We start from the raw sequence: 12,029 nt of genomic DNA, 5'->3' as shown, positions 1-12,029 counted from the left end.
CCGATGTCCCGTATCTCGCTGCGTTTCGCCCCGCTTGCCGCCGCCGTCGCGCTGGCTGTCTTCCTCACCGGTTGCGGCATCGCCACGCCCAAGCCGCTCACCCACGACGAAGTCGTCACCCGCGTCAACAACGACAAGCAGGTGATGTACAAGGGCCAGGACGCGATCACCGGTCCGCTGACGCTCTCGGACGTCATGGCGCGCTCGCTGAAGTACAACCTGGATTACCGCCTGAAGCTGATGGAGACGGCGCTGTCGCAGGGCCTGCTCGACGTGTCCAAGATGGACATGCTGCCCAAGCTCACCACGGACGCCGGCTACCGCTGGCGCAGCAATGATTCCGGCGGCACCAGCATCGGCATCCAGGACCGCGTGGTCTCGCTGCGCCCGTCCACCTCGGAAGAGCGCGCGCACTTCCTCGCCGATGCCACGCTCTCGTGGGACGTGCTCGACTTCGGCCTGAGCTATTACCGCGCGAAGCAGCAGGCGGAAGACGTCAACGTCACCGAAGAGCGCCGCCGCAAGGTGCTGCAGAACATCGTGCAGGACGTGCGCGACGCCTACTGGCGTGCGCTGGGCGCGCAGCGCCTGCTGGGTGAATCGCAGACCGTGGCTGACAACATCCAGGCCGCCCTCGACAAGACCCGCCAGGCCGAACGCGCCGGCATCCTGCCGCCGGTGGAAGGCCTGGAATACCAGCGCGCGCTGCTCGATGCGATGACCCTGGTCACCGAGAAGCGCCAGGAGATGGAGTTCGCCCGCCGCGAGCTCGCCGCGCTGATGAACCTCGCCCCGGGCACCGAGTTCACCCTGGCCGACGCGCGCGAAGGCGAGCTGGCCCCGCTGCCGTCCAGCCTGGATTCGCTGGAGACGATGGCGCTGGAACAGCGTCCGGAACTGCGCGAGGAAGACTACAAGGCCCGCGTGGACGTGCTTGAGGCGAAGAAGCAGATCACCGCGCTGTTCCCGAACCTCAACCTGTTCGGCGGCATCGGCTACGACTCGAACAAGTACCTGTACAACGAGAACTGGACCCAGGGCGGCCTGAGCATGTCCATGAACCTGGTGCGCCTGGCCAGCATCCCGGCGATCAAGCGCACCAACAAGGCACGCCTGGCGGTGGACGATGCACGCCGCATGGCCCTGAGCATGGCCGTGGTCACCCAGGTGCGGGTCTCGGCCGAGCGTTACAAGCTGGCCGTGTACGACCACAACCTCGCGCAGGAATCGGCCAGCGTCGACCAGCGCCTGGCCAGCGTGGCCCGCGCGGGCTCGAGCAACCAGCTGACCAGCGACCTGGAAACCCTGCGCACGCAGGCCCGCTCGCTCGTCTCGCGCTTCCAGGAAGCCTCCTCGTACGCCTCGGCGCAGTCGGCCTACGGCCGCGTGCTGAACTCGGTGGGTATCGACCTGATGCCGGCGGAAGTGGCGGGCAGCGACCTGCCGACGCTGTCGCGTGCGATCCAGGCCAGCCTGATCGACGGCGAGAAGCACGTGTTCACCCAGGTGGCCGACGTGACCCACGTCGATCGTCCGTTCCAGCTGAGCGTCTCCGGCCTGCCGGCCAAGGTCGACAGCACGGCCGTCCGCAGCGCCGTGGGCAACGTGCTCACCGGCAACCGCTTCACCCTCGGCGATGGCAACGACAGCCTCGCCGTGGACCTGCACTACACCGCCTCGCGCGGCAAGGCCACCACCCGCGCACAGTGGGACGTGACCGTGCAGGACAAGGCCGGCAAGCAGGTGCTGAAGCAGTCGTACCTGAGCTACCTGCCGGATGACGTGACCACCCGTTCGGTGAGCGCGCTGGCCGAGGCCGCCGTGCTTTCCGTGCTGGACCAGCTCCGCCAGTTGTCCGCCGCCCCGGAAACGGCATCGGCCACCACTCCTTAATTCACGCAGCAGCAGTAGAAAAACATGAAGACGTTGATGGGGTTGTCCGCGGTGCTGGTCCTGGGCCTCGGGTGTTCGGCAGGCGTGCTGGCGCAGAACGCGCCGGCGGCCACGGGGTCGCAGGCGCCGGTGCGTTTCCTGGTGGTCGCGGACCGCGAGAGCCCGATGTCGGCGGCCTCGCCGGGCCGGGTGTCGAAGGTGTACGTGCAGCTCGGCGACAGCGTGGCGAAGGGCAAGACGATGGTCGCCTTTGACTGCAGCGACCTCGATGCCAAGCACGACGCCGCGGATGCCGAGTACAAGGCCGCCCAGCTGCGTTACGAGGCGAAGGCCAAGTTGCAGGGCCTGCAGTCCGCCGCCGCGCTGGAAGTGGAACTCACCGCCGCCGACGTCAACCGCACCAAGGGCCAGCTGCGCATCATCGACGCGCAGCTGGCGCAGTGCCGCTTCGTCGCGCCGTTCGACGGCCGCGTGGCGCGCGTGCACGTGAAGGAAGGGCAGGGCGTCGCCGCCGGTGCACCGGTGATCGACTTCGTCGGTACCGGCACGCCGAAGGCGCGCCTCAACGTGCCGTCCAACTGGATCGTCTGGCTGAAGCCGGGCGCGCACCTGGACGCCACGGTGGACGAGACCGGCCAGCGCTACCAGCTCACCGTCACCCGGCTGAGCGGCCGCGTGGATGCGGTGAGCCAGACCATCGAGATTGAAGCGGACTTCACCGGCGATACCAGCCGCGTGCTGCCGGGCATGAGCGGCCGCGCGACGCCGGGCAAGGGCTAAGACGATGACCGCCAAGCCTGCGGGCAACACGCCTGCGTCGTCGCGTTTCTACGCTTTGGCGTCGCGGGTGGAAGCTGCCACCACGGCGGCGGAGCTCGGCTTCACCGCGTGCAACGACACCCGCCTGCTGGTGGACTACCGCCAGGCCGCGCTGGTGGCGTTGCCGGCCGCCCGGCCGCCGCGCCTGGTCGCGCACTCGGGCCTGGCGGATGTGGATCCGAATACGCCGTATGCGTTGTGGCTGTCGGGCGTGACCAAGGCCATCCTCGCGCGCTGCGCGGAACTGCCGGCGGGTGCCCGCGTGCTGCCGCTGTCGCCGGAGATGCTCGATGCCGATCTCGCCGCGGGCTGGAGCGAATGGTTCCCGGCGCACGTGTGGGTGCTGCCGCTTTCCGGCCCGGGCCAGTCCATCGGCGCGTTGCTCTTTCTTGGCCGCGACGAGCCCTGGCCGAACCAGCTGACCTCGGACGGCGAAGAGTTCGCGCTGCTGCAAATGGCTGGCCTGTACGGCTACGCCTGGTGGTCGCTGGTGGCTCGTCCGACGCGCGTGCAGCGCTGGTGGCGCGCGGCAACGAGCGGGCGCCGCCTGCGTTACATCCTCGCCGGCGTGCTGGTGGTGTTGTTGCTGCCCGTGCGCGAATACACGCTGGTGCCGGCGGAGATCATCTCCCTGCATAGCCAGGTGATCGCCTCGCCGCGCGAGGGCGTCATCCGCCGCATGGTGGTGCTGCCCAATGCGCCGGTGAAGGCAGGGCAGGTGCTGGCCGAGATGGATGACACCACGCTGCGCAACAAGCTCGCGGTGGCCCAGGCCGAACTGGCCACGGCCAGCGTGGAAATGCACCAGGCCGCGCAGCAGGCGATCGAAAGCCAGAACGCGAAGGCGGACCTGGGCATGGCCGAGGGCAAGCTGCACGAGCGCGAGGTGGACGTCGCTTCGCTCACGCGCGAAGTGGCCAAGCTTGAAGTGCGCGCGCCCGCCGATGGCGTGTTCGTGTACTCGGACCCGGACGACTGGGCCGGCCGCCCGGTGCAGACGGGCGAGCGCATCGGCCTGCTCGCGGATCCGCACACCCTGGGCGTGCGCGCCTGGGCACCGGTGGGCGAGCCGACCAACCTGGAAGGCGGCGCACCGATGACGGTGTTCCTGAAGACCGCACCGCTCAGCCCGGTCGACGCACGGCTGGAATACGCCGGCTACGCGCCGGTGGAAGCGCCGAACGGCGTGGCTAGCTACGTGCTGCGTGGCACGGTGGACGGCTCGCATGAGGCGGCACGCATCGGCCTACAGGGCACGGCGCGCGTCTCCGGCCACTGGAGCGTGCTCGGTTATCTCTTGCTGCGTCGCCCGCTCGCCACCGTGCGCGCATGGGCCGGGGTATGAGCGACGCGGCACTCGCGGCGGCGGGTGTGGGCGCGGCGCCGCCGTGGCCGGCGTTGCGCGACGAGCTGAAGATCCACGCCGCCGGGCGCAATCGCGACGGCTCGCCGGCGTGGCATCTGTCGGACCCGGTACGTAACCAGTTCTTCCGCGTGGGCTGGCTCGAGTTTGAAATGCTGCAGCACTGGGGCCTGGCGGACCCGGCGCGCATCGCCGAGGCCGTGGCCGAAACGACCACGCTGCAGCCGGAGCCGGAGGACGTCGTCGAGTTCGCGATGTTCCTGAAGCAGCAACAGCTGCTGCGCAGCGCACAGCCGAAGCGGGCGACGTCGACCGGGCACTGGCTGCTGCAGAACTACCTGTTCATCCGCATCCCGCTGGTGCGCCCCGAGCGCTTCCTGCGCAAGGCGCTGCCGTATGTGCAGTGGATGTTCACCACGCGCTTCCTCATCGCCACGCTGATCGCCGCCGTCCTCGGGCTCATCTTCGCCGGGCGCCAGTGGGACGTGGTGCAGGCCAACCTGCGCGGCGCGCTGAGCTGGGAGGGTGTGTTCGCCTTCGCCGGCGCGCTGGTGTTTTCCAAGTGCTGGCATGAATTCGGCCACGCGTTTGTCGCGACCAAGCACGGCGTGCGCGTGGGCCACATGGGCGTGGCGCTGCTGGTGATGTGGCCCATGGCGTATACCGACACGGGCGAGAGCTGGAAGCTGGAGCGATCCGAGCGCCGCCTCGCCATCGCCTCCGCCGGTGTTGGCGCGGAGCTGGTGCTGGCGGCGTGGTGCACGCTGCTTTGGTCCTTCGCGCCGGACGGCAACTTCCGCAATGCGCTGTTCTTCCTCGGCACGACGGCATGGGTGCTGACCCTGGCGGTGAACGCCAGTCCGTTCATGCGCTTCGATGGTTACTTCATCCTTGCCGACGCGCTGGACTACCCCGGCCTGCACGAGCGTGCGGGACGCTGGGCGAAGCGCTGGGTGCGCGGAACCTTCCTGGGCATGGACGACCCGCGTCCCGATGCGGTGTCGCGTCCGTTCGCCGCCTTCCTTACCGGCTTCGCCTTCACCACGTGGCTTTACCGACTCACGCTGTTCGTCGGCATCGCGGTGGTGGTGTACCACGCCTTCTTCAAGGCGATGGGCCTGATTCTGTTCCTCGTCGAAATCATGACGTTCGTGGTGAAACCCATGCAACAAGAAGTCCGGGTGTGGTGGCATCGCCGCGCCGAGATCCGCTGGCCCGTGCTGCGCCGCTGGCTGGCCGTGCTGGGCGTCGCCGCCCTGGTGCTGCTCGTGCCGTGGTCGGCCACCGTGCACGGCGAAGGCGTCGTTGAAGCCGGCTTCGAGCAGCCGGTGTTCACGCCGTACCCGGCGTTGATGGAAAAGGTGCTTGTGCACAACGGCGAAACGGTGAAAGCCGGCCAGGCGTTGTTCGAACTCTCCGCGCCCGCCCCGCAGGACGACGACGCCAAGGCGGCCGCGCTGCGCTCCGCGTATGAATCCGCCGCGCGCGGTGCGTCTTCGCTGGATCGCGATGGCGTCGCCAAGCAGGTGGTTGCTGACCGCATGGCCGATCAGTACAGCGCGCAGCGTCTTGCCAGCGCCGCCGAACTGCACCGCCTGCGCCTGGTCGCGTCCAGCGATGGCGTCGTCCGCGACCTCGACGAAACCCTGCTCAACGGCAGCTGGATCTCCCCCGGCGCACGCATGGCGACGGTGGTCGGCGGCACGCGCTGGCGCGTCGAAGCCCTCGTCTCCGAAGCCGATCGCGCCCGCCTCGCCCTCGGCAACGACGCCACGGTGTACCCGCAGGGCTCATCCACGCCGCTGCACGGCAAGGTCGTCTCCGTCGACAACGGCGCCCTCGAACACCTGCCCAGCCTCGCCCTCGCCAAAACCCACGGCGGCCCGATCAACCTCAATCCCACGGCCCCTGCAAAGGAACTCCGCCCCGCGAACGTGCTTTACCGCGTGCGCGTGGAAGGCGAAGGCACCGCCACGCTCCCCGCCGAACAACTCGTCAGCGTCCACATCACCGGCACCCGCGAAAGCCTCGGCCGCCGCTGGATCGACAGCGCGTTGCTGATCCTGCTCCAGCAGACGGGCCTCGGCAAAGACGGCTAGGCCCCGATACGCCGTTGTAGGAGCGCACCCTGTGCGCGACCCTACCTGGTGAGCCTCCAGAACATCGGCACCAAAAGTACGAACAGAACGCACACAAGGTTGAAGTCGTAACGCACCCACTGCTCAAGGTCGTACTTGACCAGGGTGGTGGTCGTTAGCCACGCGGTGAGTGTCGTCAGGCCGGCAGTGACCACGGCGTAGAACGCCGTCCTGGCCGTGCGGCGGTAGTCGATCTTAGGTATGCACATGTTCTTTGATCACCCGAGTGCTACGTAAATGACAACGATGGCGACCATGCCAACGACATAAAGGCACGTGGCGAGTCGGGTGCTCCGCCGCAGTGGACCGTGCCCCGTGGCCGTCACGTGGGAGCCAAAGCGGCCCCATATCAGCATGTCGTCGATCTGCGGCAAAAGGCTGGCAACGCGGTTCACCGCGCTGGCCAGATACTCCGCATCCGCCGCGCCACCGGGCGGTGCAAGTCGGTGAAGCTGTCGACCCAGCGTTGACGCGCAGAGTAGGTACTTCGAGTCCGGATTAGGCGATTCGAAAACATCCACAGGGTCCGTCAGAGGCGAATCAGGCGAGTCGTCCGGTGTACGGAAGAACTGTATGTAGAAGCTGAATGGGGCGAACCCGTGCATCATGATTTCGACGACATCAATGCCCGAGTCGCGCCTACGACGCATCAATCCAAATGGATACGTTCGCTGCTGAAAGCGCGGATCGTAAGCACCACGATCCGCCGGAGAACATTCGAATCCTCGGCAACGGAGATCGGATATGACTGCACGCTGCATCTCCGATCTGAAGGCGCTTCCCATTGATTTCGAACGTTTACGTTCGCCAGCTTTTGTCATGGGCCAGCTGCGCCTGATCGGCGGCAAGCCAAACGTCTTCCGCACCAGGTCCCGCATCACGTGCATCCGGCTACGAAGCCGCCACGCGTCTGCTCTTCCATCGTCACCAAAGCGGTCGGCCACGTAGCGGGAAAGAAGGATGTAGGGGATGCCAATCGCGAAGAGCGCAATGCCGCCAAGGTTGTAATCAATCCAGTCCGTGAAGAACGCAATGACACTGACCATTAGCGTATAGATCCAGGTGCGGCTCATTGGCTGCACTCGCACGAGCCGCTAGTCTCGGTCAACTTCTTCCCGGCCGTTTTGATTCCCGTGAAGCTGGCCTGCGGCACGGCGACTTCCCGGATCTTGGTGTGGTGATCAGTGATCCTCACTTGCAGCTTTGTAATGCGATTGGGTGTTCGTGCTGTAGCAAGTTGCGCATTCAGCGTGCGAAGTGCCCGTCCCGACGTGACGACGCGCCTTCCGACAGCGAGGAGGCCTGGCGAAACCGCACCGGCGGCGGCGGAAATGGCTACGTGCTTGAGATTGTAGTTTCGGAGATTGAGCACACCGCATCCCTGTCGGTAGTTGCCGTAAGCCTGCATTCCGATCTCGAAGGCGGCTCCGAGGATCGCGCCTACGATACCGATCTCACCATCCGGGTCGCTGTAGGTGAGGGGCGAGCCGTTGGCGTACAGGTAGGGATTCACGCCACCACCCAGGCCAATAGGATCTACCTGAATATATCGACCTGTCGTCGGGTCGTAATCGCGCGCCCCATTGGCATGAAGGCCAGTGAGGTTGTCGTAGCGCTGGCCTGGGAAGCGAAGGTCGAACACGAAGGCCATGCCATCGCCGTCCGGATCTTCGTCCGGCAGAGTCGAGCCGAAGGGGTCGGCGTTGTGCAACCCCCGCCACACAATGGCATTACGTTCCGGGTCGAGGATCTCGCGCGGCGACCCGAGGTGGTCGGGGGCAACGTAGTACAGCTTCCCGTCGGCCACGACGCCGACAAGGAGGTCATCCATCCATACGCCCTGTTGAAGTACCCGGCCCGACGCATCGACGTCGGCGAGCCACCGGCCCGCCTCGTCCTGGACAGTCATCGTCGTCTTTCCCGACGAGGTGACGGTGCGTGCGATCCGGTTGCCCTCGGCGTCGTAACCGTAGGACACGAGGAGCTTCCCACCTTCGCTGGCAGAGGCCAGGCGGCCGGTGGCGTCATACGACAGGGTCGCGTCGCCGAGGACAATGAGGTTGCCAGCGTCGTCATAGCGACGCGCCTTGCCGTCGGCTTGTGTCAGTCGGTGCGTCCCGGCCTGGTAGCCGTAACCATTCGATGCGCCGCCGCCACGCACGGCGAGACGGTCGCCGCTGGCGTTGTAATCGAAGGCAAGCAGACTCTTGCCCGTGTTGTAGTCGCGTACTTCATTGAGGTAGTCGAGCCCGTCCTGGCCGAACGCGTAAGCGTAGCCACGGGCGACGTCGGCACGAAACCGGCCGCCCGGGGATGTATCCAGCCAGTAATTCGAACCCTCTGGGTCAATGCCACCCCACCCGGTGACGCGGCCTGCCTTGTCGCGGGTGATGGAAAGCGTCCGGTCGTTGCCGTACGTCCAGTTCTCTATGCTATCGAACGGACGGTAGGCGACCTTGGTGATCAGTTCTTTCCGGGAACCACCGACGTCGACAGTGACACCGTTGATCTTTCCGTCGACGTCGTATCGGTAGGTGGTGTTCGCAGTGCCGTCCAAGCCTGTCGAGGCCAGGCGTCCCGCCTTCGTATAGGCATAGGTCACTGACGTTTGCGTCGTATCCCAACGCTGGGTCTTCCGGGAGACGTTCCCTTCGGCGTCATAGCAGTAAGCCGTCTCACTGCGAGCCGTGGACATCGTCGAGAGGCGGCCGATACCGTTCCGATGGTCACCGGAACAGGTGGCCCCGGGCACGTCATACGTAAACGTGGCGTTGAGTGCCGGATCGGCATACGTGATCTTGAGCGGGCGGCTGAGGGCGTCGCGGGTGACGTTGAACGACCCTACGCCGCCGGCGCCTTCATGGCGGACGACGAGTCCCGTAGCGTCGTACTCGTCATACGCCTCGCCCCCGTCGGGACTATCCACGTGCGAGAGATCGCCCATGCCGGTGGCGAGATATCGAGTCGTCACGCCGTCGGGGTCCGTGATGGACTTGACCTGATCGAGCGGGTCGTGGGTCACCGTGACGGCGGCTTTGCGGCCATCAAGGTCGTCGATCGATTCCCGGAGTCGGCCAAGGGCGTCATACGTCGACGCGTCGCGGCGGCTGTCCCCATCCGTCGTCCCTGTGGGACGGCCAACCTCATCGTAGGTGAAGCTGACGAGCCCCGCGCCGTCGCCCTGCTCGGTGGCCAGACGGCCAAGGGCATCGAAGGTCCGCTTGACCTGGGTCTTCTGGAAGAACTGGTCGTATGTCGTCTCCGTGACGGGCCGCCCGGACTTGTCAAGATCGAGCACCAGACGATGATTGGAAGGGTTTGACATCCTGACCATGCGACCGGCGGCGTCGTACTCGAACTGGACTGTCACGCCGTCAGCGTCGGTGATCGAGGCGACGTCGCCGCGCTCGTCATAGGTAAAGGACGTGGTGGCGACGACGCCGTCAGTGCGCGTTTCACGGGCCGAGAGCTGCCAGCCCCTGGCGTTATAGGTATTGTCGACCACCGTTCCGTTGGGCTCTCGGTGTGAAAAGATGCGACCGGCGGCATCCAGGCGAAGAACGTCAGTCCGCTGGCCAAGCGCGTTCTCGACCGTAGCGAGGTCGCCCTTGCGGTAATCGCAGGCACCGTTGGGGACGCAGTTGGCTGCCGACGCCGTCCGGTAGGTGTATCGGTTGAGCACTGCCATACCCGAAACGTCGCTGCGCGGACCCTCCTCCTGAATGAGGCGACCATCAGCGTCGTAGGTGAACTTCCAGGTCCGGGACAGTGTGAGGGGTGCGTCATTCTGGCTGGGGTCGATGGCTGCCCAGAGCTCGCGACGGGTCAGGTTGCCGGCGTCGTCGTACGTCAGGCGCTCCTCCTGCCCTGGCAAGCTGATCCGCGTTGGGCGCATCAACGACGCATGCCAGTCCGTCCTGGTGGTCCGCGCCAGGGGTGTACCGACGGCTTCGGTCTGGCTCGTTTCACGGCCATCCGCGTCATAGGTGTACTCCGTGACACGGCCGTCGAAGTCGGTGCTACGCGCGAGATTGCCGCCGTCGTCGTACTCCAGCTTCGAGAACGCGGCACCGCAGCCCGCACCCCCGGGCTGGTCGACGCCCACGAGGCGGCGCACGCCTCGCACTTCTGCGTAGCGGTAGCCGTGAACGGCGTTGGTGGGGCCAGCTACGCTGACCGAGCCGTCGGCGGCACGGGCCAGGGTGACCCGATCGGTGCCGTTGTTGTGCTCGCTGCTTACCGCACGACCCGAGGCGTCGTAGCGGAAGCTGGCAAAGCGCTTAGCCGTTTCGTCGAAGATGCCGGTGAGAGCATGGGGTAGGGGTGCATCGACATAAGATGGTTCATTGTAGGTATAGCGGTGCGACCGACCATCAGCGTAGGTCGCTTCCACCAAGTCGGCCTTTCGATCGATTCGATCGGAATAGGCATAGCTCACTACAACACCGGTCCCGTCGCGTACATTTTCCAATCGACCGGCTTCATCGTATTCAAATTGCAAGGAGCGACCCTGTGTATCGGTCGCTGCGACGAGCGCGCCGTCATACTGCAGGTGAATGTGCGAGCTGGTGCCGGGATCAATGTCGATAAGTCGGCCTTGTGCGTCATATCGCTCCACTCCGCCGTCGATTGCACGGTAGACCCATCCAGACGATGCACGCGTCAGCAAGCCTCGTGGATCGGCTACGCTTTTGTACTTTCCACGTTCTTCGACGAAATCGATACGTTCGCCTGTATGTCGAAGAAGGCGCACAGTCATCTTGTCTGCGAGGTCAACCAGAGAGCGATCGTATGTCCCCCTCCACCGGCTACCGAGGCGTGCTGTGGCGGGCACGGTGTAGGCGGACTCAGCTTCGTTGTCCGACGTGTCGAGCGCGATACCGCTATTGTAAAAGCGGGACCAGTTGAGCGCGGAGTGCGCGGTACGCGGCACGTCCGCGATTTCTTGGAACTTGTTTCCGACGCCGACGTTGATAGGATTTCCTACGGTAGGTCGTGTCCCGCATTCACCGTTGCCAAGTTCTGTTTGCCGTTCGGTCCGCGATTCGGGATCCTTATCAACGCCGCGACACACGGCCGTGCCCCACGTCGGAACACCCAGGTAGTGATTGTCGTAGGGGCCCCAGACGGTCGAGCCGCTGGTAACGAACAACGTTCCTGGTACGGAGCATCCGTAGACCATGGTTCCGATTTCGTGGGCGTAGCCTGGGTTTCCATTCGAGTTGACGTATGAGTAGGCCGCGATCCAGCTCTGGCTTCCTACCGACACATGGTCCAATAAGCAGCTGGTGTAAGAACTCACCCGGCAGTCGCTATCCATTAACGCCGTTCCCGCGGCGATCTTGTCGGCCGAGTAGAACGCGGGGCCGTCGAAAATCGGGGCCTTGTATTCGATGAAAGCGTCCGAATCGGCAGCAGCACTCGAAGCTTGCATGCACAAGGCGAGAGAAAGGAGTCGACGTGTGCCGGTGAATGTCCTTGGCATGAGCTGTCCAGATGTGACGAAGGCGGCGGAGTCTAGATGCCTTCGTGATGCCTCACCGAATTCCCCTGCGCAATGGCCCGTACGTCGCGCTTTTTAGTAGGAATACTCTCAAATTGAGCGAGGAGATCTTTCGCATCTGGTCGTTACAAGACTGACGATCAGACGCGCAGTTCATGCGCGAACAGCGATGGCAGGGAACTTCGGTTGCGCGCTCGCCGTGGCGAAAAGTGAGAAAACACTACGAGGAGAATCGACCGGTCGCTCCGCACGGTTAACGCGCGGCCGGATAAGGAAATTCGTAATGAGCAGGGCCGAGAGGAAGGTTCCAGAG

Annotated in this window: 7 protein-coding genes; 4 read left to right on the top strand and 3 right to left on the bottom strand. The window is 65.2% G+C overall.

Annotation, left to right across the window (positions count from 1 at the left end):
- Positions 1-3 precede the first annotated feature (3 nt).
- From FIV34_RS17535 to FIV34_RS17520, 4 genes are read left to right on the top strand one after another with little or no spacing between them, the layout of a single operon-like run.
- Positions 4-1,893, top strand: a complete 1,890-nt coding sequence (locus FIV34_RS17535; protein ID WP_139984807.1) for a TolC family protein — start codon at positions 4-6, stop codon at positions 1,891-1,893.
- Positions 1,894-1,917: 24 nt separating this feature from the next.
- Positions 1,918-2,673, top strand: coding sequence for an efflux RND transporter periplasmic adaptor subunit (locus tag FIV34_RS17530; RefSeq protein ID WP_139984806.1), 756 nt, complete (start codon positions 1,918-1,920; stop codon positions 2,671-2,673).
- 4 nt (positions 2,674-2,677) lie between these two features.
- On the top strand, positions 2,678-4,057 hold the full coding sequence (locus FIV34_RS17525; RefSeq protein ID WP_139984805.1) for an efflux RND transporter periplasmic adaptor subunit: 1,380 nt from the start codon (positions 2,678-2,680) through the stop codon (positions 4,055-4,057).
- Positions 4,054-6,174, top strand: coding sequence for a site-2 protease family protein (locus FIV34_RS17520; RefSeq protein WP_246058665.1), 2,121 nt, complete (start codon positions 4,054-4,056; stop codon positions 6,172-6,174). Before FIV34_RS17525 ends, FIV34_RS17520 begins: the two co-directional genes overlap by 4 nt.
- 41 nt (positions 6,175-6,215) lie before the next feature.
- On the opposite strand, the gene FIV34_RS17515 is transcribed toward FIV34_RS17520, so the two are convergent.
- Genes FIV34_RS17515 through FIV34_RS17505 form a run of 3 tightly spaced genes read right to left on the bottom strand, consistent with a single transcriptional unit; the run spans position 6,216 to position 11,647 of the window.
- The gene (locus tag FIV34_RS17515) at positions 6,216-6,422 is read right to left on the bottom strand and encodes a hypothetical protein (RefSeq protein ID WP_139984803.1); all 207 of its coding nucleotides are present in this window, start codon (positions 6,420-6,422) and stop codon (positions 6,216-6,218) included.
- Between the two features lie 9 nt (positions 6,423-6,431).
- The gene (locus FIV34_RS17510; RefSeq protein ID WP_139984802.1) at positions 6,432-7,286 is read right to left on the bottom strand and encodes a hypothetical protein; all 855 of its coding nucleotides are present in this window, start codon (positions 7,284-7,286) and stop codon (positions 6,432-6,434) included.
- Complete coding sequence (locus FIV34_RS17505; RefSeq protein WP_170207648.1) at positions 7,283-11,647, bottom strand: RHS repeat-associated core domain-containing protein; 4,365 nt, start codon at positions 11,645-11,647, stop codon at positions 7,283-7,285. The genes FIV34_RS17510 and FIV34_RS17505 overlap by 4 nt, the downstream gene beginning before the upstream one ends.
- Between the last annotated feature and the right edge of the window lie 382 nt (positions 11,648-12,029).

The sequence above is a fragment of the Luteibacter pinisoli genome (assembly GCF_006385595.1).
GTDB classification, from domain to species: Bacteria; Pseudomonadota; Gammaproteobacteria; order Xanthomonadales; family Rhodanobacteraceae; genus Luteibacter; species Luteibacter pinisoli.
This window is presented reverse-complemented; position numbering and strand designations above follow the sequence as displayed.